The sequence below is a fragment of the Eggerthella sp. 1_3_56FAA genome (assembly GCF_000185625.1).
Taxonomy (GTDB): Bacteria; Actinomycetota; Coriobacteriia; order Coriobacteriales; family Eggerthellaceae; genus Eggerthella; species Eggerthella lenta.
This window is the reverse complement of sequence record NZ_GL622581.1, coordinates 201,612-225,777: the sequence shown is the minus strand read 5'-3', so window position 1 is coordinate 225,777 and position 24,166 is coordinate 201,612. Positions and strand designations below refer to the sequence as shown.

The window sequence follows — 24,166 nt, the reverse complement described above, 5'->3', positions numbered from 1 at the left end:
CTGCGGCGGGGCGAGGGCGCGCCCGTGCGCGCCCGCGACCTCGCGCCCGGGGACATGGAGGCCCCCGTCGTCGTCTCCGAGAAGGTCGTGCGCCGGATCATGCGCGAGGAGGGGCTCGTCCCGGTCCAGGTCAAGGAGCGCCGGCGCCACAGCTCCTACGCGGGCGAGACCGACGAGCGCCCCGCGAACCTGCCGCTTCGAGAGGACGGGACGCACGGCTTCCGCGCCGACGCGCCGGGCAGGCTCGTCGTGACCGACGTGACCGAGTTCGACCTCGGCGGCCTCAAGGTCTACCTCTCCCCGATCATAGACTGCTTCGACGGCTGCCCGGTGGCGTGGCGGACGTCGACGCGCCCGGACGACGAGCTGACGGCGGGCTCGCTGGAGGACGCGCTCGGGCGCCTGGAGGAGGGCTGCGCCGTCCACACCGACGGCGGCGGCAACTACCGCTCCGCCAGATGGAAGGGCGTCTGCGAGGCCAACGGCCTCGTCAGGTCGATGTCGCGCAAGGCCAAGAGCCCCGACAACGCGAGGGCGGAGGGCTTCTTCGGGACGCTCAAGCAGGAGTTCTTCTACGCGAGGGACTGGAAGGGGACGACGAAGGGGAGCTTCGTGCGGGCCCTCGACGAGTACATCGTGTGGTATCGTGACGAGAAGATCAAGAGATCGCTCGGATGGAAGACGATAGCGGCCCATAGGGCGGCGCTCGCCGCAGCCGCGTAGGAGTCCAGAAAAACGTCCGTGCCCCCTGGGAACCGTTTTTCGCCCAACTTCCACGCCGGACGACGATGTTTCCGCGGCTTGTCGGGGCTTGTGGATGTTCTCTGACGGGATGATGGCGGGGGAGGGGCGGCGCGTATAGTGGGAACATGAAGAAATCCGAAGCGCTCAACATCCTGGGGCTCTCAGACGGCGCGACCGACGATGCGGTCAAACAGGCCCACCGCAAGCTGGTGATCGAGCACCATCCTGACAAGTTCGCGCTAGGATCGAAGGAGCGCGAGGAGGCGGAAGAGTTCACGAAGCGCATCAACGAAGCGCGTGACGTGCTGCTCAACCGTTCATGGACGCCCGAGTTCGATCCGCGCCGCGATCCTCGCCCCTACGCGAACAACCCGTACGCCCACCCCACGCAGAACCCTTACGGCGGCGCGGGTCAGGGTGGCGATCCTTTCGCGGGCTGGCCGTTCGGCCAGGCCCCTGGCCAAGGCCAGGGGCAGACCACCTACGTATGGACGTCGTGGGACGCGCCGCGCTCCGGCGGCTCCGGCGTGGGCAGCCAGCCGTTCGACCCTTTCGACCCGTTCGCGCCCTTCCGCGCAACGGCCGAGCCGCGCAAGACCCCGCAGGAAGCTCTCGACGAAGTCAAGCGCGACCTCGGGCGCGAAGGGCTCGTCATTGCGGGCAAGGTGGCGCTGTTGGCGGTGGCGGCGCTCGCGGGCACCGCGGCCACCGGGCTGTTCCTGTACGTGATGATCTCCATCGTATACGGCCTGTGGAAGCGCTTCGGCTCGTGCCTCATCGGTCTCATCGTGCCGCTCATGCTGCTGGGCGCGCCCTTTGTGTTCATCATCGCGCCCCGGCAGGGGGCCGTCACCGCAGGGCTGGCCGTGGCGTTCTTGTTCGCGGTGCTGTTCGACGTGGTGAACGTGCGCAACCTCCTGCGCGCCCTGCGCGTCGCGCGCCGGGCGACGTCCTAGCGGAGCCTCTGTGGCGGGACCGCCGCGTCCCGCTTGCAGCGCGCACCCTCATGCTATACTGAATCATTCCGTCATGGTTCGTCGAAAGGGGACGCTGGTTGAAGAAAGCGCTGCTGCTCGTCATCGGCATCGTCGCAGTGTGCTTTCTCATCGCGAACGCCGATTACCTGGCGAGCTTCCTCGCGACGCTCAAGACCGGCGCGCTCGTGCCGCTGGTCGTGGCTTGCGTGCTCATGCTGGCGCGCCACCTCGTGCAGGCGGCGTCCTACGACGCGGCCTTCGAGGCGGTCGGCCATAAGACGGGCTTCTGGCACAACGTCGTGCTCATCTTCTCGCTGGTGTTCATCAACACGTTCTGCCTGTTCTCGGGGGCGACGGGCGTGGCGTTCATCATCGACGACGCGCACCGCACGGGCGCGGACGCGGGCACGTCCACCAGCGGCGCTATCCTCTCGCAGATCGGCTACTTCGCCGCCATCCTCGTGATCTCCGTCATCGGCTTTCTCACCATGCTGCTGTCCGGCAGCATGAACACGCTGTTCCTCGTCGGGGGGCTGGCGTTGGCTGCGGTGCTGGCGGCGCTGTCCAGCATGTTCGTGGTGGGCTACCGCAAACCGCGCGTGCTGTTCCGCCTGTTCATCGGCATCGAGTCGCTCATCAACAAGGCGCTGGGGCTGCTGAAGAAGCATCTCAAGCCGGCCTGGGGGCGCAAGATGGCCAGCTCCTTCATCTCGTCGGCGGGCATCCTCGCGAAGAACCCGCAGGGCACCATGGTCACCGTGTCCTACGCGTCGTTCTCGGCCATCCTCAACATGGCGTGCCTCGTGGCCATCGGCTACGCGTTCGGCTTCGAGAACGTAGCCGCGCTCGTGGCGGCGTTCGCGGTGGCGGCCATCTCGGTCATCCTGAGCCCCACGCCTCAGGGCGTGGGCGTGGTGGAGGCGGCCATCGCCGCCATCCTCACGGCGCACGGATGCTCGCTGGCCACAGCCACGGCCATCGCGCTGGTGTACCGCGGTATCATGTTCTGGATCCCTTTCTGCATCGGCGCGCTGCTGCTGTCGCAGTCGGGGTTCTTCGCCGACAAGAAGAGCCCTACCGAGGAGAAGCGCGCGAAGGACACGGCTTGGGTTTCGGGCACCATCGTGCTCATCGTGGGACTCGTGAACATCGGCATGGCGTTGATTCCGCAGACGTTCAGGCCGTTCACCGCGCTCACGGATTGGATCAACATGGGCGGCCTGCTCATCGGTCCGTTCCTTATCGTGGGGAGCATCGTGCTCGTGGTGCTGGCCGTGGGACTCATCCTGCGCTTCCGTACGGCGTGGGCGCTCACGTTGGGCGTGCTCGTGCTGGTGGCTGGCGCGGAGTTCCTCTACGTGAACACCGTGCAGGTTGCCGTGGCGGCTCTGCTGCTGGTGATGTGGCTGTTCTGGAAGCGCGACGCGTTCGACCGTCCTATCGCTCCGCAAGACGACGCGCCGCGCCTCGTGCGCGAGTTCCGCGAGAACGTCGAGCGGTTCCGCGCTTGGCGCGCCAGGCGGGCTGCGGCGAAGGCAGCGGGTGAGCAGCCGCTCGCCGGCATCGGCAGCGCCATAGCCTCGCGCCGAGAAGAGGGCGGCGCGCGCTCACCTGCGAAAAGGAAAACGGGTTGGGAACAACGTGCCGAAAAAGGCGCGGAGATCATCCGCGAGGCTGGACATGAGGGTATACTGCCCTTTGGCGATGATGCCGAGCCAGCGCCCGCGGGGGCGGCAACGGCAGGCGTCGCCGATTCTGCAGCAATGAAGGAGGAGTCAAACCATGATCGTGCTCGATGAGCCCTACGTGTCCGAACCTCTGATCGCCTGGCTCGAGGAGTCCCAGCATCCCGTGCTGGACAACGCTTTCGCGCGTTCGATCGCCGACGGACGCGCTCTGAACCTCGTATCGTCCGACGAGGCGGTTCGCCGTATCGACGCAGGGGAGCGCGTGTACACGAACTCCGAGAACGCCCTGGCCTGGATCGTCGAGAGCGCCCACAACGAAAGCCTATCGCGCGCCATCGGCCTGTTCAAGGACAAGGCCGCCATGCGAGCTGCGCTGGCCGGCCTCGACCCCGACCTGTTCTTCAAATCCTGTTCGGTGGACGAGTTGTTCAAGCTCGATTTCTCCCAGCTTCCGGCACCTTTCGTGCTGAAGCCGTCGGTGGGTTTCTGCAGCATGGGCGTCTACGCCATCCAGAACCGCGAGGACTGGGAGCGCGCTCTGGCCGACATCCAGCAGAACGCCTCGTCGTGGCACGACATGTACCCCGAAAGCGTCATCGGCGCCGGGTCGTTCATTCTCGAAGGCTATCTTGAGGGCACCGAGTACGCGCTGGACGCGTACTTCGACGAGACGGGTCGCGCGCACATCCTCAATGTGCTGCGCCACGACTTCACCTCGCCTGAAGATACCTCCGATCGCATGTACGTGACCAGCGCCTCCATCGTGCGCGACACCTCCACGATGTTCGCCTCTTGGCTCGACCGCGTGAACGCGCTCATCGGCGCGCGGAACTTCCCCGTGCACGTGGAGGTGCGCGTGTCGGACGGGCATGTGAGCCCCATCGAGTTCAATCCGCTGCGGTTTGCGGGCCTTGGCGGCACCGACGTCAGCTGGTACGGCTACGGCTACCGCACCTACCAGGCGTTCCTCGAAGACGACGAGCCCGACTTCGATGCGGCGTTCGACGGCAAGACCGACAAGGTGTACTCCATGTCGCTGCTGAACGCGCCGGCCGATGCCTCGGGCGACGAAGACTTCGACTACGACGCGTTCCTCGGTCGATTCTCCCACGTGTTGGAGATGCGCCCCTTCGACGTGAAGCGCGTGGGCAACTACGGCTTCCTGTTCTTGGAGACGGATCCGTCCACGTCCGACGAGCTGGATTTCCTCATGCGCTCCGATCTTAAGGAGTTCCTCCGCTAAGGCGGAGGAGCGCACGGCGCACGGGCTGATCGGTGAAGAAACTCAACATTCGAAACCTGCTCATCGGACTGGTCATCGTCATCGTGCTGGCCGTGGTGCTGCTGCGCGGCGACCAGCTGGTCGAGCTCGTCGAGACCATCAAAAAAGGTGCCGTCATTCCGCTTATCGCGGCGGTGTGCACCCAGTTGGGCAAGTACTTCGCGCAAAGCTTCTCGTACTCGTACGCCTTCGAGGCCGTCGACGAGCACATGAATCCGCGCGAGACGCTGCCGCTCGTGTTCGGTACGTTCTTCGTGAACACTATCGCGCCCTCTCTCAACCTGGCAGGCACCACGCTCGTGGTGGACGATGCGCGCCGTCGCGGCATCGCGCCCGGCAAGGCTACGAGCGCTGCGTTGCTCATGCAGATCACCGTGGACTCGGGCTTCGCCACCATCATGCTCATCGCGTTCGGCATCTTGGCGGCCACGGTGGGTTTGTCGCCCTTGTGGTTTCTGTTGGGGCTGCTGGTTATAGCGCTGGTCAGCGCGATGGTGCTTATCCTCGTGCTGGGACGCAAGCGTCCGGCTCTCGTCCTGCGCGCCCTGCGTCCCATCGAACGGCTTGTCGACCGCGTCCTCGTGCGCTTCAAGAAAAAGCCCCTCGACCCCTGGGTCGAGCGCATCGTGGGCTCGTTTTCCGACGCTGCCGGCCTTATCGCGCATAACCCCAAGACAACGGCGAAGGCGTTCGGCTGCTCCATTGCGGCCAGCGCTTGCGAGCTGGCCTGTTTCAGCTTGGTGGGCGTGGCGTTCGGCGTGCATCAGCCCGAACCTCTCATCTGCGGCTACGTAGTCGCCACGTTGTTCGCCATGATCTCTATCACGCCGCAGGGCGTAGGCGTGGTGGAGGCTGCCGTGGTGGTGGCGTTCACGTCGTTCGGCGTGTCGGGCGCGGCGGGCCTGTCTATCGCGCTCGTGTACCGCGGCATCGTGTTCTGGATGCCGTTCCTCATCGGCGCCATCCTCATTCAAACCACCAAGACGTTCAAGCACGATGCGAAGCGGGCCGTGCGCGACCAGAAAGGCAAGGGCTTGCGCCGTTAAGCCCGAAGCCCGTCATCCGTTCGGCGCATTCAGCCTTCCTCCGCGGCCTCAATGGTAAATTGACGACGTTTCGGTGTGCTCCATGTTCTAGAATGGCAGGATGCATGCAGCGCGGCTCCGGCTGCCGTACGGAACGAGGGGACTATGAAAAAGAATGTCATAGGGCGCGCGGGCACGGCTTTCGCGCTTGTCGGCGCTTTGGCGCTTGCGGGTTGCTCGGGTTCTTCGGCGCCCTCGGAGGATGCGGTTTCGTCCGTGCTCGACCCGTCCGATCCGGTGCAGGTGGAGCTGTGGACCTATTACAACGGCACGCAGCAGCAGGCTTTCGAAGACCTCGTCAAGGACTTCAATGCGACGAAAGGCAAGGATCTCGGCATCGTGGTGACCAGCTCCAGCCAAGGCGGCGTCAACGACCTGGCCTCCGCCGTCACCGATTCCGCGCAGGAGCTTGTGGGTTCGGAGGCGATGCCCGACGCGTTCCTGTCGTATTCCGATACGGCGTCGGTCATAGACGGGTTCGGCATGGTGGCCGATCTGTCGGGCTACCTTACTGAAGAGGAGAAGGCCGGATTCGTGGAGGGCTTTCTGGAAGAGGGCGATCTGAACGGCAACGGCAGCCTCAAAGTGTTCCCGGTGGGCAAGTCCACCGAGACGCTGCAGATCAACATGACCGATTTCCAGACGTTCGCCGATGCCACCGGCACTTCGCTCGACGAGATGAGCACCATTGAGGGCATCGTGAGAGTCGCGGAGCGCTACTACGAGTGGACCGACGCGCAGACGCCGGGCGTCATGGGTGACGGCCGTCCGTTCTTCGGACGCGATGCTATGGCGAACTACCTGATCACAGGTTCAAAACAGCTGGGTCACGAGATTTTTGAAATTGAGAACGGCGTGTGCGCGCTGAACTTCGACCGCGCTACGATGAAGACGCTCTGGGACAACTACTACGTGCCCATGGTGCAGGGCTGGTTCTCGGCGGAGGGCAAGTTCCGTTCGGATGCGGTGAAGACGGGCGATCTCATCTGCTATGTGGGCTCATCGTCCTCGGTGGTGTACTTCCCGCAAACAGTGACGGTGGACGATGCCACGAGCTATCCTATCCAGTTGGACGCGTTGCCCAACCCGTCTTTCGAGCACGGCAAGCCGTGCTCGCCGCAGCAGGGCGCCGGGTTCGTGGTGACGAAGTCCGACGAGAAAAAGGAAACTGCGTGCGTCGAGTTCCTCAAGTGGTTCACCGCTAAAGAGCAGAACACCGACTTCTCGGTGAGCGCCGGCTACGTGCCGGTCACCAAGGATGCGCTGACGCTTGAGAACCTCCAGGCGGCGGCCGAGTCGATCGACGGCGCTTCGGGCAACTATCTGGTGAACCTGCCTGCCACGCTGGATACCATCGAGGCCGGTGTGTACGCGAACCCGCCGTTCAAAGGCGGCGTTGAGGCGCGCGCCGTCCTTGACCGCGCGCTGTCGGACAGGGCGGTGGCCGATCGTGCGGCGGTGGTCGAAGCAATGGCGGCGGGAGCATCGTCCGAAGAGGCTGTGGCTTCGTATCTCGACGACGCAGGGTTCGACGCTTGGCTCGCCGACCTGGAGACCCAGCTCAGGGAAGCGATCGCTTAATATTGAGGATGCGTTCCGGACAGAAGCGCACGGCTAGACGGCGAGGAGTGACGTTTCGAGCTCTCGTCGTTTTGCCGTTCTGCGTCGCGTTGGGAATCCAGGGCGTCGTCTGCGCTACCGTGCTCGCGCGCAGCGAGATACTCAAACAGATGGAGATCGACGCGTACGATCTGTTCTCGGAGCGCGTGGCGAGCCGTGCGGGTTATCTGGAAAACGATATGATATTCCGCTGGTCGGACTTCGATCCCGTGGTGGAAAGCGCGACCGCCAGCATTGACAAGGCGCTGGCCGCGGCTCAGGCAACGTCGGCGGATATCGAAACCGGGTCCGATCTGGCCATCTCCATAATCGAGGCGACTTCCCAAGACCTTCTGGCCTATTCTCATCGCGCCGAAGTCGACGGCGTGTTCCTCGTGCTGGCTGACGGCGCAGAAGGACAATCGGACAATCGGACGGCGCTGTACATCCGCGACTCGAACCCCAAGGTGGAGGTTGCCAACGGTTCCGATCTCATGTTGGCCGCCTGCCCCATCAGCATCGGGCGACAGCTGGGCGTCACCCTCGACAGCATGTGGTCCGCCACGTTCCCCTTGGCAGCCGAGGGTGAAAGCCGGAGCGCATTCTATTACGAGCCCGTGCGCGCTGCCGAGCGCTACCCTGAGGCCAGCACGAACGATCTGGGTTACTGGGGCCGTCCGGTCGACTTCGGATGGGCGGGAACCCCTTCCATTACGTACAGCAAGCCTATCAGGGATGCGCAGGGGGGCATCGTGGGCGTCATAGGCGTGGAAGTGCGCCTCGACCGCGTTGCATCCTTCTTCCCGTATCGCGATCTCGCCAGCAGCGGCAACGGTTCGTACGTGCTGGCCATCACGAACGAGGACGGCGGCTTCGTCCGAGACGGCGGCGTGGCGCCGCTGCCGGACAAGGAGCGGGTGTACGAGGCGCTTACCACCACCGGCGCATCGCAGAGCCTGTACCTGAAGGAGTCTGCGTTCTCCGCGTCGATCGACGGCGCCGGACGCATGGTGGTAGATCCGGCGGACGACGCTTCCTCCGACGCGCGAGCCGTCGCCAGTGCAGCCGAGATCCAGCTCTACGACAGCACGTCCCCGTTCGCGTACGAGCATTGGGCGCTCGTCGGGCTTGAGCGCGAAGGCGAGATGTTCTCCGCATCGAAGACGCTGTCCGACAACCTCACCGCCGTGTTCGCCGCATCGCTCGTGGTGGGCTTGCTGATTGCCGTCGTCGCTGCGTGGCTGTCGTCCTCACGTTTGCGGCATCTCATGTCCGAGGTGCGCGCGGCGCAGCCCGAGCAGCCTATTGCGTTCACTCCCACGGGCATCGTGGAGGTCGACGAGCTGTCCGAGGCCATCGAGTCGATGGGCGAGGAAGTGGCCATGACCGCATCGCGCCTATCGCGCATCCTGCGCCTGTCCGACCGCGGCATCGGCGCCTTCGAGTACAGCTACGAAACAGATGTCATCACCTTTACCGACGGGTTCTTCGCCACGTTGTCGACGCTGGAACCTCCTGATCCCTCGTACTTCGATCCGCAGCGCATTGCGACGGGGTCGTTGAGCGCGAGCGAGTTCGAGAGCCTTATGAAATGGTACGTTCCCTACATCGAGGTGGAGGAAGAGGGCCGCTACCTCTTCACGGGCCCGCATCGAACCTCGTGGGTTCGTCTCGTGGTGGTGGAAAGCGGCGAGCACAACCGCGTGCTCGGCCTCGTGGAGGACGTGACGCATGAGATCGAGACGCGTCGCCGCATCGAGCATGAGCGCGACCATGACATCCTCACCGGGCTGTTCAACCGCCGCGCATTCGAGCAGGAGGTTACCGACCTGCTCGCGCAACGCCCGCCTGCGCTGGGAGCGATGCTGATGCTCGACCTCGACAACCTCAAGTTCATCAACGATATCTACGGGCACGATTGGGGCGATCAGTACATCAAGGCGGCGGGTTGCGTGGTGGACGAGGCGTTCAGGGACAAGGGATTCTACTCGCGCATCTCCGGTGACGAGTTCCTCGTGTTCGTCGACGTATGCCCCGATCGCGCATCGGTGGAAGACCTTTTCGCCACGTTCCGCGCCATGCTCGATGCCAGCTCCATCGTGGCGCCCGACGGAAAGACGCTCAAGGTGCGCGCGTCCATGGGCGCAGCGTTCTATCCCGAGGATGCGACGGACTTCGCTCACCTGCGCGAATACGCCGACTTCGCCATGTACCTGGCGAAGAGCAGCCGCAAGGGGGATCTGTTCTCGTTCGATCGGCAAAGCTACGAGGAGAAGTCGTTCATCGTCAACAACAAGGAGGACTTGAACCGCTTGCTGGAGGAGGGTCTCGTCGAGTATCACTTCCAACCCATCGTCGACCTGCGTGCGGGCGAGCCGGTGGCGTACGAAGCGCTCATGCGCTCGCAGTTGGACACCATTCCGACGCCCGACCAGGTTCTGGCGCTGGCGCGCTCGCAGTCGAAGCTCTACCGTGTGGAACACCTCACGTTCTTCGGCGCGCTCGAGGCGTTCTCCCGTTATCCCGAGGCGCATGGAGCCACTCTGTTCGTGAACAGCATCGCTACGCAGCGCTTGTCCTCCGACGACGAGCTCGTACTGAACGAGCGCTATCCGGACCTGCTCAAGCGCCTCGTCATCGAGATCACCGAGAGCGACTACAGCCGCGAGATGGCGTTGTACAAAGAGGCGCTGGCGCGGCGCTTCGGCGCGCGTCTCGCCATCGACGACTTCGGCAGCGGCAACAACGGCGAGACGTCGCTTTTGGACTACCACGTGGACTTCGTGAAGATCGACATGGAGATCGTTCGCGACATCGACGTGGCGAAAGATCACCAAGACATCGCCCGCAACCTGATCGGGTACGCGCATGATCGCGGCATCCGCGTGATCGCGGAAGGAGTGGAGACCGAGGCCGAGCTGCGAGCGTTGCGCGAATTGGGCGCCGATTACGTGCAGGGCTACCTCACCGGGCGGCCTGCTCCTGAGCCGCGCGATGTCGACGACGAGGTCAAGCGCCTCATCCGCAGCCTGAACGACGCGCGGTAGGGGAGGGACGGCAGCGCGGGTCTGTCCGGTGCCGCGATGGCGCGCTGCGGGTATACTTGACGAAAAACCGCACGGAGGCCGCGACGATGCGGCCTCGTTAACGAAGGAGGCTTCCATGGCGTTGACCGATACGCTGCACATCGAGACCGTTTCCGCCGACAAGCGCCACGTCGAGGCGACGATGCCCATCGTGCCCGAGGTTTTCCAGCCGCACGGCTACCTGCACGGCGGCGCCACCATCGCGCTGCTGGAAACGGTGGCAAGCATCGGCACCGAGCAGAACACGGATTTCGACAAGGAGCGTCCCTTCGGAATCGACGTGCAGGTTCGCCATCGTAAAAGCGGCAAGGAGGGCACGCTGCGCGGCGTGGCCGACCTCGACCGCGAGGAGGTGTCGGAGCGCACGGGGGCCGTCAAGCAGTACTGGAACGTGGCGGCGTACGACGATGCGGGCGACGTGGTGTCGGACGGCGTGATCATGACGAAGATCGTATCGCTCGCCCGCCTCGCCCAGAAGGAGCAGGAGCGGACGTCTTAGAGCGAATCGACTCTTTTAGACGCGTTTGCGGGCAGCGTGACGACGACGACCGTGCCGCGCGGTTCGTTGGGTTCGAGGGCGATGGAGCCGCCGTGCGCTTCCACGATGTGTTGCGCGAGCGAGAGCCCCAGCCCGTAGCCGCCCGTCTCGCGCGAGCGGGCCTTGTCGGCGCGATAGAACCGCTCGAATACGTGCGCGCGGTCTTCGGGGTCTATGCCGCAGCCCGTGTCGGCCACCTCGACGACGCACTGTTTCGGTCCCGATGCGCGCGTGCGCACGGTTATCTCGTCGCCGGGCGCGGTGTACTTGAGCGCGTTGTCCAGCACGATGCCCAGCAGCTGCCGCAACTTGTCGGCATCGGCCTCTATCGTTTCGCGCGAGCCCGTTTCCACTTCGAGGCGCTTATCTTGGAGCGTGGCGAAGTCTTCGTAAGCTGCGCACGCTTCGCGTACGAGCGCGTCGAGGTTCACCGCGCTCGCATCGAGCGACGAGCGCCCGGCATCACCCAGCGACAGCTCCATGAGGTCGTCCACCAGCCGCGCGAGACGCTTCGTCTCCGAGGTGATGGCGTTCACGTCCTCGAAGCGGTCGACGATGCGGCTATTGGGGCTGTCCAGCAGCAGCTCGCCGGTGGTCTGGATCACGGCGAGCGGCGTGCGCAGCTCGTGCGAGGCGTTCTGCACGAATTCCGTCTGCGCGCGCATGTTCGCCACGATGGGCTTGAGCGTGCGCCGCGAAAGCAAGTAGCTTGCGCCCGCTGCCACGACGACGGCTGCCGCCAAGTAGACAATCAACGTGCGCGTGAAGCCGTCTAGAATGGCGATCTCCGAGTCGACGTTCACCAGCGTCTGAAGATACGTGGTCTCGCCTTCGTCGTTTGCCGCATACGTGATGCCGCGGTACTCGTGACCCCCCGCGGCAATCTGGTAGACGCGTTCGAGGTCGTTCTTGTCGAAGGGGATATGGCGCAGGAAGGAAGGATAGGAGGCGTACAGCCCCACGGTCTCGAGAAGGTCGCCCTGCTCGTTTCGTATGAGCGTGATGAACTGCGGATCGGCGTCCACGATGCTCTGCTGAAGCGTGAGGGAGAGGTCGTCGATCGCCGTGGCGTCGGAGGGGGCGGCGCCGTCGGGCTCTTCTACCACGACGTCGTCGACGATCGCGGATCCGCTGCCGGCGGCATCGAGGGTTATGTAATCCGATTCCATGCCAATGGCCTGCAGGTTTTCGTCGGCGTTTCGGTAGATATTCGAGCTCACCATGGAGTAGACGCCTGCGCCCAGCAGCGCGAACAGCAAAGCGAACACGAAGAACAGCAGCGCCGTCTGCCGAACCAGCTCTCGACGGATCAGCGCGCGCTCAGTCATGATCGTCCTCCGTGAACAGGTAGCCTGCTCCGCGGATGGTCTTGATGTAGCGATCGTAGCCGGTCGGAGCCAGCGCTTTGCGCAGCGCGCTCACGTACACCTCCACGACGTTCGAGGACGTGTCCGACATGAATCCCCATATCTTGTCGAACAACCGCTCTTTCGAGATGAGACTGCCCTGGTGGCTGACCAGGTATTCGAGAATGTCGTACTGCTTGCCTTTCAGAGCAAGGGGCTCGTCTGCGATGAAGGCCTGCTGGGTTCGCGTGTGCAGCGCAAGCTCCTTGAACGCAACGATGCCCACGTCGCGCCGGCCCGTCGTGCGGCGCAGGATGGCCTCGATGCGGGCGAGCAGCTCGTCCCGGTCGAAGGGCTTTGCGAGATAGTCGTCGGCTCCCGAGCGCAGGCCGCGAAGCTTGTCGGCGGTCGCGCTCCGAGCCGTCAGCATGAGCACGGGCGTGTCCACGCCTTGTGCGCGCAAGGCTTCCAGCACCGAGAAGCCGTCGCGTTCGGGCAGCATCACGTCGAGCACGACGAGGTCGTACACGTCCTGAGCGGCGTAGAACAGGCCTTCTTCGCCGTCGAACGCCTGGTCGACGGCGTAAGCGTCCCGCAGGCTGCGGGCTAGGGCGTTTGAGAGGAGTCGGTCGTCCTCCACGATCAGCAGTTTCATGCGGTCATTCTAGCACGCGCAACCTGAAACGATCCTGAAACCGACCCCCTCGGCAAGCTTCGGCGGGGAGACGCGAAAAACATCGCCGCGGTTCAGGAAGTTTTAAGGCGGCTTTCGTTAGACTGGCCGCCGGAAGATATCGAGACGACGCGCAGAAGTGCGCAGTGAGGAGTCGACGATGGGGTCGAAAGGGTTCAAGGTGCTCGTCGGAGTGCTGGTTGCGGTTATCGTCGTGCTGGGAGGTTTGCTGGTTGCCAAGAACCTGCTTCCCGAAGCGGGAGGAACCGATGCGCCGGAGACTGCGAAAACCCGAAACGAAGCCACGGCTCAGGACGTCATAGCGGAGCCGACGCCCTCGGTCGAGGGCGAGACGTACGTTCCCTGATCGACATCGGCAATCTTGGCATCGTGAACTATAGAAAGGAACGCAATTGTGAAAAGCATAGTAGGCAAGTCCGTGACCGTCGTGCTTCTGCTGGCCGTTGCGGGCGGGCTGGCCGCTTGGCTCGTGTTCGGCGACAAGATATCGGCGGCGCTTTCCGGTGAGCCTCAGACCGTTTCGCCGCTGACCGCTCCCGTGGAGCGAGGATCCGTGCAGCAGACCGTCACCGGCGTTGGCGAGGTGAAGCCGCTGGAAACCGTGAAGCTCAGGCCTGCGGACAGCTGGCATTGGCTGCAATCGTTCGACGCGCCGCTTAACAAGCGCGTTGCTGCAGGCGAGACGCTGGTGACCTACGCCAACGGCGAGAAGTGGGCGGCTCCGTACGACCTCGTGGTCACCTCGCGCGAGCTTCCGGAGAAAAACAAAGGCGCCGTGACGAAGGACGACCACTACATCGAGGTGCAGCGCATCGACACGGTGTCGGTCACCATGGAGGTTTCCGAGAAGGATCTGGGGCTTTTGTCCGAAGGGCAAAGCGTGAAGGTGAAGCTGGGATCCGATAACGGCCGCGAGTGCGACGGAACCATCTCCAACATCAACGAGGTGGGTACGTACGGCGCGACGGGCTCCAAGTTCACGGTCACGGTCAAAGTGCCCAACGACGGCAGCATCAAGCTGGGGATGTCGGCCAACCTGTCCATCACCGTTGCGGAAGCCTCCGACGTGCTCACGGTGCCGGTGAGCGCCGTGATCGGCGCGGGCGACGACAAGTTCGTCCAGGTGTACGATCTCGCATCCGGCGAGCAGCGTGCGGAGCCGGTGACCACGGGCATATCCAACGGCACCATGGTCGAGGTGTCGGGCGAGGGTCTGAAGGAAGGCGATCTCGTGGTTCTCAACGAGGCAGAGCCTGCGGGCGGCGGCTTCTCGGAAGGCGATGCCGAAGAGGGGCCTATAACCGTGACTCCGGTGTTAGAGTAGGCGGTCGGCGATGATCCTCTTGGAGAGCGTTTCCAAAACCTACGAGATGGGCGAAGGGGTCGTTCGCGCCCTCGATCATGTGGATCTTCAAGTCGACCAAGGCGATTTCCTCGCTATCGTGGGGCCGTCCGGATCTGGCAAGTCGACGCTGATGAACATCCTCGGGCTGCTCGACGTGCCCGACGAGGGTCGCTACCTGCTCGACGGCATGGATGTCGGGGCTTTGTCCGACAATCGGCTAGCCTCCATCCGCAACGAAAAGATAGGGTTCGTGTTCCAAAGCTTTAATCTGTTGGGCAAGCTCACGGCGCTCGAGAACGTGAAGCTGCCGCTGAGCTATGCCGGGGTACGCCTGAAAGAAGCCGACGCCCGTGCCCGCAAGCAGCTCTCGCTCGTGGGTCTCGAAGGGCGCGAGCACCACCTGCCGAACCAGCTGTCCGGAGGCCAGCAGCAGCGCGTGGCCATCGCCCGTGCGTTGGTGTGCGAGCCGGAGATCATCCTGGCCGACGAGCCCACCGGCGCGCTCGATTCGCGCACCGGCGTGGAGATCATGGAGCTGTTCAAGAGCCTGCACGCCGAGGGCCAGACGGTTATCCTCATCACGCACAACCAGGAGCTCGCCGACGAGGCGCAGCGTGTCGTGCGTATTGCTGACGGCTTGATACAGGAAATGGAAAGGGGTTCGCATGCGGTATAGTCAATTGGCGCGAACTGCCGTTCAGGCTGTGTTCGGCAACGGGTTGCGCTCGGCTCTGACCATGCTGGGTCTCGTCATCGGCATTTCGTCGGTCATCATCCTCGTGGGCATCGGCGACGGGACGAACCGGCAGGTGAGCGAAAAGATGAAAGCTCTCGGCGGAGACGCGCTGTCGGCTTACCTGTTCGACGGCGACATGGGCTACAACGACCTTTCGGGCATGAACGACCTCGGTGCCGTGGATGGCGTGGCGCCCTCGAAGTCCCTGATGAAGAAGCTTTCGGTGGGCACGACGGTTGCTAACAAGGCGTTCGTGGAGGCCACCGACGAGCACTACCTGCACGTGCGCAACCTCAAATTGCAAGAAGGCCGCAACTTGAGCGCTGTCGACCGGGAGAATCGTAGCAAGGTCATCGTGCTGGGCTCCGATGTGGCGAAGACGCTGCTTGGCTCGGCCGACGGCGCGGTCGGCCGCACCGTCAAGCTCGACGGCGATGAGTTCACCGTGGTCGGCGTGCTGCAGAACCAGGGCCAGTCGATGGGCCTCAACACGGGCAACGTGGCGCTCGTTCCCTTCTCCACTGCCGTGAGCATGGGGGAGAGCGGCACGATCACCTCTTTCTACGCGAAAGCGCGCGGCGAGGACGCCATCGAGGCGGCGAAAGGGGAGATAGGCTCGTACCTCACGGGCACGGTGCATATTCCCCCCGGACGTTTCGACATCATCTCCCAGGACGAGATGCTGCGGGCCGGCAACGAGATCGACGGCACCATGACTTTGCTGTTGGCGGGCATCGCGGGCATATCGCTTGTGGTTGCGGGCATCGGCGTGATGAACGTGATGCTGGTGTCGGTGACCGAGCGCACCCGCGAAATCGGCATCAAGAAAGCTCTGGGCGCGCGCCGCTTCGACATCCTCGTGCAGTTTCTGCTCGAAGCCCTCGTGCTCAGCATTATCGGAGGCGTTCTGGGCATCGCGGCGGGCATCGCGCTGGGACTGCTCATGGGCACCGTGGGGCTGGCGTTCGTGGTGTCGTGGGGCGTGGTGGCGGTTGCCGTTGCAGCAGCTACGGCCATCGGCCTGGTGTTCGGCATCTTCCCCGCCTACCGGGCGTCCCGCGAGAACCCCATCGAGGCTTTGCGCACCGAATAAGCTGCGCCGCCCGATCGCTTACAAGTCGCCGCGCCTCGCAAGAACGGTCAGTTTCCCAATGCATGCAAATACTTCCTACAGCACCGGTGAAGAAGGCGTGGAAAAAGAAATATTGTCGCAATTTCTTTTACCTTCGATTACATTGTGCTATCATATCCGTCGCTGCTTGAAGCAGTACATCGGGTTGTGGCTCAGCTTGGTAGAGCGCTGCGTTCGGGACGCAGAGGCCGCAGGTTCAAATCCTGTCAACCCGACCAGAAATTGCAGGTCAGCCGTTCGCGGCTGACCTTTTTCTTTTCCCGTGAGGGTTCAATCGGAACATAAACGGCTCCGGGCAGAAAACCCTCACTTCGCATCGCGCGGTCAGCACGCCTTCGGCGCTTCGCTTGAGCTCTTCTGACCAGCGTTGTCTTTGGCTCCCGTCGATACCCAAACATACAGGTTTTGTTCTCGGCTCGTGTTATTCTTAGGGTCGATCATTCATCCGATCGGGTTTTTCGGGTCTCCAGAAGTTGCCCTGATGCCTGCGATCAAAGGATTGACTATGAAACGAGTTTCGGTACCCTTTCTAATCGGCGCGATGCTCTTCACGGTGATCGGCTTGTATGGTTGCGCTTCGGATGGCGAGCGGGTTGCGCCCGTCGACGCCTCTATCGGCATCATCGAAACGCGAGGGACGGATGAAACGAGCAGGATCGTCTTCTACGATGGGGAGTTGAACGAGGTGGCGCAGCTTCCGCTGCGCTATGCGAACTTGGGTGACGTTTTTCACAATCCCCTGGTTTACCAGGGCAGTCTTTTTGTTATTCCCCAAGGAAGGTCTAAGGTTAGAGACGGCGAGGCCGTCCTTCAGGTCGATGTAGCTTCCCTTGCATCCAAAACACACGCTATCGGTCGATCGGGCATGAATGATGTGGCCGTGAACGATGAGTACGTCTTCACCTGCGATTCGTCTTATATAAACCGCTGCCGAATCGACAACGGGGACGTGTCGAAGATAGCTATCGAGGGGGTTTGTGTATCGAAAATCGTTTGGTGCGAAGACAGTCTGTATGCTTTCGCATTGTCTCTCGATGACGACTCTTCGATGATTTATTGCTACGACGAAGACTTGGCCCTCAAAGAATCAATCGATTGCAGCACCTATGATTCGAACGCCTATAGGGTTGCGGACGCCTACCGGGCGGTTGTGCATGAAGGCAAAATCTATTTCTGCAGCGTTGGCCTTGTGGAAAGACAGATTGGCGTACTCGACACCGAAGGCAACACGTTGAGCTTCATTCCATTGAGCAAGGGCGGTCCTTCAAGCGTGGCTATCGCGGACGGCAAGCTTTACATTGCCCACTACAATGTCGTTCAAGGTCAAGACGATAGCGCGCTGAGCATCGTGGATCTAGAGACGGGGGCTATCGAAGAGCATGCTTTCGAGCACGAAGCGATGCAAATGGTTGTGACTGAAGGGTCGATATACGTGCTCGGAGATTGGGCGATATACCAATACAATGCCGAAAGCGTAGAGCTCATCGGAAGCAAGCCGATTGATAAAATGCCCGGTAGTTATAGCTATCTTTCGGGGCTGTTCTCTGCGAAGTAGGGCCTCGATACTCAAGATTTCTGCATAGGGTCGGTGGTCTCCGACCGAATAGCGGTTTCAAAACGGGGTTCAAAATGGATTCAATTGGTTGATGACCGCGTCTCGTCCGGTTGGCTGTGCTCTACGGCAAAGGCTTCTCGCCATGGCGAAGGCGGGGCGGGGCATATCAGTGGAGAAGGCGTGGAAAGGGGATTATCGCTGCATTTTCTTTTACCTTCTGTAACATTGTGCTATCATAACCGTCGCTGCGAAAGCAGTTATTTGGTTGCTAAAGGGGATGGGGAACATCCCTTTTTTGCATAGGCATGTGACCCTGGCTGCGTCAGGGGGAGCGAGGTCGCAGAAGCGCTTCGCACGAGCAATTTGGAGGAACGTATGAAAATCCTGGGAATGGGAATGCCTGAGCTTCTCATCATTCTCGCGGTAATCCTGCTCATCTTCGGGCCGAAGAACCTCCCGAAGCTCGGCGGCGCCATCGGCAAGACCGTCAAGAACCTGCGCGAAGGCATGGGCGGCGGCGATAAGAACATCGTCGAGGCCGATGACGAGGAAGAAGTGATCGAAGAGGTCGAGGAGCCCGTCAAGAAGACGACCGCGGCCAAGAAGACCACCACCGCGGCTAAGAAGAAAGCCGAGTAGTTTTACATTCGTCTGGTTCGCGGTATGTGCAGTCGCTCGGCGCTCTGCACATACCGCTTTTTTCATATCAGGTACCGGTAGCACGCTTGCGGACGAGCGTGCATGTTTTTGTAAATGGACAGGTGAGCATTCATGGCAGACGGCAATTTCATTCTCACGCAAGAAGGCAAGGACAAGCTCGAGGAAGAACTCCACTTCCTGGAAACCGAGAAACGCGCCGAGATCGGCGAGCGCATCAAGGTGGCGCGCGAGTTCGGCGACATCTCGGAGAACTCCGAGTACGACGACGCCAAGAACGAGCAGGGCATGATGGAGGCGCGTATTGCCGAGATCAGCCGCATCCTTTCCGAGGCGACGGTGGTCAACACCCCGAAGCGCTCGAACAGCGTGCACATCGGCTCGACGGTGACGGTCGACATGGGTGGGCGCGAGCGCGTGTTCACTATCGTGGGCGGCGCCGAGAGCGATGCCGCCGCCGGCAAGATCTCCAACGAGTCCCCGGTGGGTTCGGTGCTGCTGGGCCACAAGAAGGGCGACGTGGTGGAGACCACGGGTCCCACCGGCCGCAAGATCACCATGACCATTCTCAAGCTGGAACACTAGTGAGTTGCGCCGTTCTGCGAACGGCGCAACTTGCCGACGCTGCGAGACGCCCTTGCACCCGATCTCGCGGCGAGGCCGAGGGACTCGCGTACCGAAGTACGCTTCGCCCTCGCCCTCCCCACGATCTCGGGCACCAGGGCGCCTCTCGCTGACTTACTACGCCAACCCGTGATTTCGAGGACAATCAATGAGCGATACCATCGACACCACCGAGCAGATCATCGAAGACGACCCCATCGCCGTGCGCCGCGCTAAGCGCGAGGCGCTGATGGCAGCGGGCAAGGACCCGTACGGCCATGCGTTCGCGTACTCGCACCACCTGGCCGACCTGGCCGAACAGTACGCCGACCTCGAGGACGGCGCGTCCACCGAGGACGAGGTGAAGGTCGCCGGCCGCGTCATGGCGAAGCGCGATCAGGGCAAGCTGGCTTTCCTCGAGCTGCGCGACTCCACGGGCGACATGCAGCTGTTCTGCCGCATCAACGCGCTGGGCGAGGACGCGTTCGCCGAGCTCAAGGACCTGGACGTGGGCGACTGGATCGGCGTCGAGGGCACGATGATGCGCACGAAGCGCGGGCAGCTGTCCGTGTCCGTGGCATCGTTCGAGCTGCTCAGCAAGTCGCTGCGCCCCCTGCCGGAGAAGTTCCACGGCTTGGCCGACAAGGAGACGCGCTATCGCCAGCGCTATGTCGACCTCGTCATGAACCGCGAGGTGCGCGACACGTTCGAGAAGCGCTTCAAGGTGGTTTCCGCCATCCGCCGCTACATGGAGGATCACGGCTACTACGAGGTGGAGACGCCCATCCTGCACCCCATCCTCGGCGGCGCGAACGCGCGTCCCTTCGTCACGCACCACAACGCGCTGGACAAGGACTTCTACCTGCGCATCGCCACCGAGCTGCATCTCAAGCGCTTGCTGGTGGGCGGCTTCGAGAAGGTCTTCGAGATCGGGCGCCAGTTCCGCAACGAGGGCATGGATCCGTATCATAACCCCGAGTTCACCACCATGGAGTTCTACCAGGCGTTCAGCGACCTCGAAGGCATGATGGAGCTCACGCAGGGCGTCATCCAGGCGGCGGCGCTTGCCTCGTGCGGCACGCTGCAGGTGGAGTATCAGGGCCATCAGGTGGATCTCAGCGGATCGTGGCGCCGCGCCACCATGATCGAGCTGGCCAGCGAAGGAGCCGGCGAGGATGTCAGCTTCCAGCGCACGCGCGACGAGCTGGTGGATATCCTCGAGCGCAACGGCGGCCACGCCGAAGCCGCATGGGGCAAGGGCAAGCTCATCGCCGAGATCTTCGAGGCGGTGGCCGAGGAGAAGCTCATCCAGCCCACCTTCGTCACCGAGCATCCCATCGAGGTGTCGCCGCTTGCCAAGAAGCTGGCGGGCGATCCGAACCTGACCGAGCGCTTCGAGCTGTTCATCTGCGGCCACGAGTACGCCAACGCCTTCGGCGAGCTGAACGATCCGGTCGACCAGGCCGAGCGCTTCCGCGCGCAGGTGGAGGCGAAGGACCTCGGCGACGACGAGGCCATGGGCTACGACGACGACTACGTGCGCGCCCTCGAGTACGGCATGCCCCCGGCGGGCGGCTGCGGCATCGGCATCGACCGTCTGGTCATGCTGCTCACCGACGCCCCGTCCATCCGCGACGTGCTGCTGTTCCCCCACATGAGGGACGAGGCTCCGGCCGGCGGGCGTCCGCGCGCTGCCGCGCCTGCCGCTGCGGCTCCCGCAGTTGCCGAGGCGCCCATCGACTTCTCGAAGGTGGTCGTCGAGCCCCTGTTCCAGGACGAGGTCGACTTCGACACGTTCAGCAAGTCCGATTTTCGTGCCGTGAAGGTGAAGGAGTGCGTTGCCGTTCCCAAGAGCAAGAAGCTGCTGCAGTTCACGCTCGACGACGGCACGGGCTCCGATCGCGTCATCCTGTCCGGCATCCACGCCTATTACGAGCCGGAAGAGCTGGTGGGCCGCACGCTCATCGCCATCACGAACCTGCCGCCGCGCAAGATGATGGGCGTGGAATCGTGCGGCATGCTGCTGTCGGCCATCCATGAGGAGGAGGGCGAAGAGCGCCTGAACCTCCTGATGGTTGACGACCACATCCCCGCCGGCGCCAAGCTGTACTAAAGCGCCGCCGCATAATCGCTTCCGAAAGGCCGCTTGCGCATATGCCGCGCAAGCGGCCTTTCCGCGGTTCGGAGGCCTGCGCTGCGCCGCACGTCGTCGCGCTTGCACGCGTCTCCGAGCTTTCAATCGCCCACGCACGTTTCGGGTCTTTGTCAGAAGCGAGCACGTTTGGAGGCATAGTGGGGCAGGGGCTCATGCGGGCGGCGGACATGGTAGGATGGATAGCGGGCCGTCCGTCGGCGCTTGTGGAGCAGCCGTGTGCGGTCATATGCGGTATTGGCACTCTCAATACAAGAGTGCTAAGATGGCACGGAACCATACGATAGACTCTGCGAGAATAGAGGCTAGCATGTCATTCGAGAAATTCACCGACAAAGCGCGCAAGGTGCTCGTCCTGGCTCAGGACGAGGCTCGCTCGCTTCATCAGCCCTACGTGGGCACCGAGCACATCCTGCTCGGCCTCATACAGGAGAAGGACGGTCTGGCCGCCCAGGCCCTCGATCGTCTCAACGTGAAGTACGATGCCGTCGTGCAGGCCATCCGCCAGGTGGTGGCCATCGACGAGGACACCGACGTGTCGGGGCATCTGTCCTTCACGCCCCGCGTCAAGCGCGTGCTGGAGAACAGCCTGCGCGAGGCCATGCAGATGGGGCAATCGTACATCTCCACCGAGCATCTGCTGCTGGGCATCGTCCGCGAGGGCGACGGCACCGCGCTCGAAGTGCTCACGCGTCTCGGCGTGTCGGGCGACGACGTGCGCAGCGCGCTGAACGACCTGGTGGGGCAGAGCCCCGTCTACGCCGGGCGCAACCCGTTCGATCCGAACGGCAACACGTCCGACAGCGTGCTGAAGGAGTTCGGCACCGACCTCACGCAGAAGGCGCGCGACGGCAAGCTGGACCCGGTTATCGGCCGCGCCGGCGAGATCGAGCGCGTCATGCAGGTGCTCAGCCGACGCCAGAAGAACAACCCGCTGCTCATCGGCGAGCCGGGCGTGGGCAAGACCGCCGTGGCCGAGGGCCTGGCGCAGCTCATCGTGTCGAACCAGGTGCCCGACATCCTGCGCGGCAAGCGCCTGTTCACGCTCGACGTGAGCGCGCTCGTGGCCGGGTCGAAGTACCGCGGCGAGTTCGAGGAGCGCCTGAAGAAGTGCATCAAGGAGGTGATGGACGCGGGCGATATCATCCTGTTCATCGACGAGATGCACACGCTCATCGGCGCGGGTTCGGCCGAGGGTTCCATTGACGCCGCCGCCATCTTGAAGCCTCCGCTGTCCCGCGGCGAGATCCAGGTGATCGGCGCCACCACCATCGACGAGTACCGCAAGCATCTCGAGAAAGATTCCGCGCTCGAGCGGCGCTTCCAGCCCATCACCGTGGGCGAGCCGAACGAGGAGCAGGCCATGCGCATCATGGAGGGTCTGCGCGACCGCTACGAGGCGCATCATCAGGTGCACTTCACCGACGAGGCGCTGCAGGCGGCCGTGAACCTATCGAACCGCTACATCCAGGATCGCTTTCTGCCCGACAAGGCCATCGACGTGCTGGACGAGGCGGGAGCGCGCATGCGCATCCGCAACATGACGCTGCCGAAGGAGCTGCGCGAGCTCGACGACGAGCTGCGCACTATTCGCGGCGAAAAGGATTCGGCCATCGCTTCCCAAGATTTCGAGCGCGCCGCTCAGCTGCGCGACCAGGAGTCCGAGCTCAAGGCCAAGCGCATCGAAGCCGAGAAGAAGTGGGAAGAGGACGCCCAGAAGTCCGTGCATCAGGTGACGGTGGAGGACATCGCCGACGTGGTGTCCATGACCACGGGCGTGCCCGTTTCGAACCTCACCGAGGCCGAGACCGAGAAGCTGCTGCGCATGGAAGCCGTGCTGCACGAGCGCGTCGTCGGTCAGGAAGAGGCCGTCACGGCGCTGTCGAAGGCCATCCGCCGCTCGCGCAGCGGCCTGAAAGACCCGAAGCGTCCCGCCGGCTCGTTCATCTTCCTGGGCCCCTCGGGCGTGGGCAAGACCGAGCTTTCGAAGGCGCTTGCCGAGTTCCTGTTCAACTCCGAGGACGCGCTTCTGTCCTTCGACATGTCTGAGTACATGGAGAAGCACAGCGTGAGCCGTCTCGTGGGCTCGCCTCCGGGCTACGTGGGCTTCGACGAGGGCGGCCAGCTGACGAAGGCCGTGCGCCAGCGCCCCTACTCGGTGGTGCTGTTCGATGAGATCGAGAAGGCGCACCCCGACGTGTTCAACATCCTGCTCCAGATCTTGGAGGAGGGCCGCTTGACCGACGCGCAGGGCCGCACCGTGGACTTCCGCAACGCCGTCATCATCATGACGTCGAACGTGGGTGCCCGCGAGATCGCGCAGCCCACCACGCTGGGCTTCTCCACCGAGGAGCACGCGGGGCTGTCCGACAAGGAGATCAAGAGCCGCGTCATGGCCGAGATGAAGAAGCTGTTCAGGCCCGAGTTCCTGAACCGCATCGACGAGATCATCGTGTTCAAGTCCCTGAACGACGAGCAGATCTCCGAGATCGTCAAGCTCATGGTGGCCGATTTGCGCGAGCGCATGATCGAGCAGAACATGTCCATCAACCTCACCGAGGCGGCGTGCAAGCTCATCGCCAAGGAAGGCACCGACGCCACGTTCGGCGCGCGTCCGCTGCGCCGCGCCATCCAGCGCTTGCTGGAGGATCCGCTGTCCGAGCAGATCCTCGAAGGCACGTGGACGAGCGGCTCGGTCATCGACGTGGACGCGGTGGACGGCGAGCTGGTGTTCACCGCCGGATCGGGCTCCATCCCGGCGCCCCGCAAGCGCGACAGCATCGCGCGGGAAGCGGAGCTGTTGCTGACGAACTACGATCTGGGCCATGCCGGCGTCAGTTCCGGCGGCTCGTTCTCGGGCGGCGCGGCCGACTAAGCTTCGCCTCTTAAGCGCCCCTGCTCCTCGGCTTGAAATTCGAAGCCCGAGGAGCAGGGGTTTCTTGTGTTC

19 protein-coding genes and 1 tRNA gene are annotated in these 24,166 nt (G+C 63.2%); 18 read left to right on the top strand and 2 right to left on the bottom strand.

Going from position 1 to position 24,166, the window contains the following annotated elements; genetic code table 11:
• From HMPREF1023_RS11215 to HMPREF1023_RS11180, 8 genes are all read left to right on the top strand, one after another.
• On the top strand, positions 1-723 hold a 723-nt coding region (locus HMPREF1023_RS11215), incomplete at its 5' end, for an IS3 family transposase (RefSeq protein WP_035578963.1).
• Between the two features lie 146 nt (positions 724-869).
• Positions 870-1,700, top strand: coding sequence for a J domain-containing protein (locus HMPREF1023_RS11210; protein ID WP_009306436.1), 831 nt, complete (start codon positions 870-872; stop codon positions 1,698-1,700).
• Positions 1,701-1,798: 98 nt separating this feature from the next.
• Entirely contained in the window at positions 1,799-3,520 is a 1,722-nt protein-coding gene (locus HMPREF1023_RS11205) for a lysylphosphatidylglycerol synthase transmembrane domain-containing protein (RefSeq protein WP_009607832.1), read from the top strand.
• On the top strand, positions 3,504-4,652 hold the full coding sequence (locus HMPREF1023_RS11200; protein ID WP_009306434.1) for an ATP-grasp domain-containing protein: 1,149 nt from the start codon (positions 3,504-3,506) through the stop codon (positions 4,650-4,652). The genes HMPREF1023_RS11205 and HMPREF1023_RS11200 overlap by 17 nt, the downstream gene beginning before the upstream one ends.
• A 32-nt stretch (positions 4,653-4,684) precedes the next feature.
• Positions 4,685-5,737 (top strand): lysylphosphatidylglycerol synthase transmembrane domain-containing protein, encoded by a 1,053-nt coding sequence (locus HMPREF1023_RS11195; RefSeq protein WP_009306433.1) that lies wholly within the window; start codon positions 4,685-4,687, stop codon positions 5,735-5,737.
• Between the two features lie 144 nt (positions 5,738-5,881).
• On the top strand, positions 5,882-7,357 hold the full coding sequence (locus HMPREF1023_RS11190) for an extracellular solute-binding protein (RefSeq protein ID WP_009306432.1): 1,476 nt from the start codon (positions 5,882-5,884) through the stop codon (positions 7,355-7,357).
• A 47-nt stretch (positions 7,358-7,404) separates the two neighbouring features.
• A complete protein-coding gene (locus HMPREF1023_RS11185) occupies positions 7,405-10,422 on the top strand; it encodes an EAL domain-containing protein (RefSeq protein WP_227101083.1) in 3,018 nt (1,005 codons plus the stop codon).
• Positions 10,423-10,537: 115 nt separating this feature from the next.
• Positions 10,538-10,960 carry a PaaI family thioesterase gene (locus HMPREF1023_RS11180; RefSeq protein ID WP_009306430.1) on the top strand — a complete coding sequence of 141 codons (423 nt, stop codon included), beginning with the start codon at positions 10,538-10,540 and terminating at the stop codon, positions 10,958-10,960.
• On the opposite strand, the gene HMPREF1023_RS11175 is transcribed toward HMPREF1023_RS11180, so the two are convergent.
• Both HMPREF1023_RS11175 and HMPREF1023_RS11170 read right to left on the bottom strand, forming a co-directional pair.
• Positions 10,957-12,327, bottom strand: coding sequence for a cell wall metabolism sensor histidine kinase WalK (locus HMPREF1023_RS11175; RefSeq protein WP_009306429.1), 1,371 nt, complete (start codon positions 12,325-12,327; stop codon positions 10,957-10,959). The genes HMPREF1023_RS11180 and HMPREF1023_RS11175 overlap by 4 nt on opposite strands.
• On the bottom strand, positions 12,320-13,000 hold the full coding sequence (locus HMPREF1023_RS11170) for a response regulator transcription factor (RefSeq protein ID WP_009306428.1): 681 nt from the start codon (positions 12,998-13,000) through the stop codon (positions 12,320-12,322). Before HMPREF1023_RS11170 ends, HMPREF1023_RS11175 begins: the two co-directional genes overlap by 8 nt.
• A gap of 178 nt (positions 13,001-13,178) precedes the next feature.
• Here HMPREF1023_RS11170 and HMPREF1023_RS11165 point away from each other — a divergent pair, with 178 nt between their 5' ends.
• The 10 genes from HMPREF1023_RS11165 to HMPREF1023_RS11120 all read left to right on the top strand — a co-directional run bounded on the left by HMPREF1023_RS11165 (position 13,179) and on the right by HMPREF1023_RS11120 (position 24,094).
• Positions 13,179-13,385: a hypothetical protein gene (locus HMPREF1023_RS11165; protein WP_009306427.1), complete on the top strand. Its 207-nt coding sequence runs from the start codon at positions 13,179-13,181 to the stop codon at positions 13,383-13,385.
• Positions 13,386-13,433: 48 nt separating this feature from the next.
• The gene (locus HMPREF1023_RS11160; protein ID WP_009306426.1) at positions 13,434-14,363 is read left to right on the top strand and encodes an efflux RND transporter periplasmic adaptor subunit; all 930 of its coding nucleotides are present in this window, start codon (positions 13,434-13,436) and stop codon (positions 14,361-14,363) included.
• A gap of 10 nt (positions 14,364-14,373) precedes the next feature.
• Positions 14,374-15,060 (top strand): ABC transporter ATP-binding protein, encoded by a 687-nt coding sequence (locus HMPREF1023_RS11155; RefSeq protein WP_009306425.1) that lies wholly within the window; start codon positions 14,374-14,376, stop codon positions 15,058-15,060.
• Positions 15,050-16,213 carry an ABC transporter permease gene (locus HMPREF1023_RS11150; protein ID WP_009306424.1) on the top strand — a complete coding sequence of 388 codons (1,164 nt, stop codon included), beginning with the start codon at positions 15,050-15,052 and terminating at the stop codon, positions 16,211-16,213. Before HMPREF1023_RS11155 ends, HMPREF1023_RS11150 begins: the two co-directional genes overlap by 11 nt.
• Before the next feature lie 180 nt (positions 16,214-16,393).
• Positions 16,394-16,470: transfer RNA gene (locus tag HMPREF1023_RS11145), tRNA-Pro, on the top strand.
• Between the two features lie 287 nt (positions 16,471-16,757).
• Entirely contained in the window at positions 16,758-17,807 is a 1,050-nt protein-coding gene (locus HMPREF1023_RS11140; protein ID WP_009306423.1) for a hypothetical protein, read from the top strand.
• Positions 17,808-18,182: 375 nt separating this feature from the next.
• Positions 18,183-18,446 (top strand): twin-arginine translocase TatA/TatE family subunit, encoded by a 264-nt coding sequence (gene tatA, locus HMPREF1023_RS11135; RefSeq protein WP_009306422.1) that lies wholly within the window; start codon positions 18,183-18,185, stop codon positions 18,444-18,446.
• A 132-nt stretch (positions 18,447-18,578) separates the two neighbouring features.
• Positions 18,579-19,049: a transcription elongation factor GreA gene (gene greA / locus HMPREF1023_RS11130; protein WP_009306421.1), complete on the top strand. Its 471-nt coding sequence runs from the start codon at positions 18,579-18,581 to the stop codon at positions 19,047-19,049.
• 187 nt (positions 19,050-19,236) lie between these two features.
• Positions 19,237-21,180, top strand: a complete 1,944-nt coding sequence (gene lysS / locus HMPREF1023_RS11125) for a lysine--tRNA ligase (RefSeq protein ID WP_009306420.1) — start codon at positions 19,237-19,239, stop codon at positions 21,178-21,180.
• 349 nt (positions 21,181-21,529) lie between these two features.
• Positions 21,530-24,094, top strand: coding sequence for an ATP-dependent Clp protease ATP-binding subunit (locus HMPREF1023_RS11120; protein ID WP_009306419.1), 2,565 nt, complete (start codon positions 21,530-21,532; stop codon positions 24,092-24,094).
• Positions 24,095-24,166: the final 72 nt, after the last annotated feature.

Bases quoted from the DNA above. Each gene is read 5' to 3' on its own strand.
- lysS (WP_009306420.1), top strand. From the start codon at position 19,237: ATGAGCGATACCATCGACACCACCGAGCAGATCATCGAAGACGACCCC.
- HMPREF1023_RS11150 (WP_009306424.1), top strand. From the start codon at position 15,050: ATGCGGTATAGTCAATTGGCGCGAACTGCCGTTCAGGCTGTGTTCGGC.
- HMPREF1023_RS11170 (WP_009306428.1), bottom strand. From the start codon at position 13,000: ATGAAACTGCTGATCGTGGAGGACGACCGACTCCTCTCAAACGCCCTA.
- HMPREF1023_RS11175 (WP_009306429.1), bottom strand. From the start codon at position 12,327: ATGACTGAGCGCGCGCTGATCCGTCGAGAGCTGGTTCGGCAGACGGCG.
- greA (WP_009306421.1), top strand. From the start codon at position 18,579: ATGGCAGACGGCAATTTCATTCTCACGCAAGAAGGCAAGGACAAGCTC.
- HMPREF1023_RS11210 (WP_009306436.1), top strand. From the start codon at position 870: ATGAAGAAATCCGAAGCGCTCAACATCCTGGGGCTCTCAGACGGCGCG.
- HMPREF1023_RS11190 (WP_009306432.1), top strand. From the start codon at position 5,882: ATGAAAAAGAATGTCATAGGGCGCGCGGGCACGGCTTTCGCGCTTGTC.
- HMPREF1023_RS11140 (WP_009306423.1), top strand. From the start codon at position 16,758: ATGAAACGAGTTTCGGTACCCTTTCTAATCGGCGCGATGCTCTTCACG.
- HMPREF1023_RS11200 (WP_009306434.1), top strand. From the start codon at position 3,504: ATGATCGTGCTCGATGAGCCCTACGTGTCCGAACCTCTGATCGCCTGG.
- HMPREF1023_RS11120 (WP_009306419.1), top strand. From the start codon at position 21,530: ATGTCATTCGAGAAATTCACCGACAAAGCGCGCAAGGTGCTCGTCCTG.
- HMPREF1023_RS11165 (WP_009306427.1), top strand. From the start codon at position 13,179: ATGGGGTCGAAAGGGTTCAAGGTGCTCGTCGGAGTGCTGGTTGCGGTT.
- tatA (WP_009306422.1), top strand. From the start codon at position 18,183: ATGAAAATCCTGGGAATGGGAATGCCTGAGCTTCTCATCATTCTCGCG.
- HMPREF1023_RS11180 (WP_009306430.1), top strand. From the start codon at position 10,538: ATGGCGTTGACCGATACGCTGCACATCGAGACCGTTTCCGCCGACAAG.
- HMPREF1023_RS11155 (WP_009306425.1), top strand. From the start codon at position 14,374: ATGATCCTCTTGGAGAGCGTTTCCAAAACCTACGAGATGGGCGAAGGG.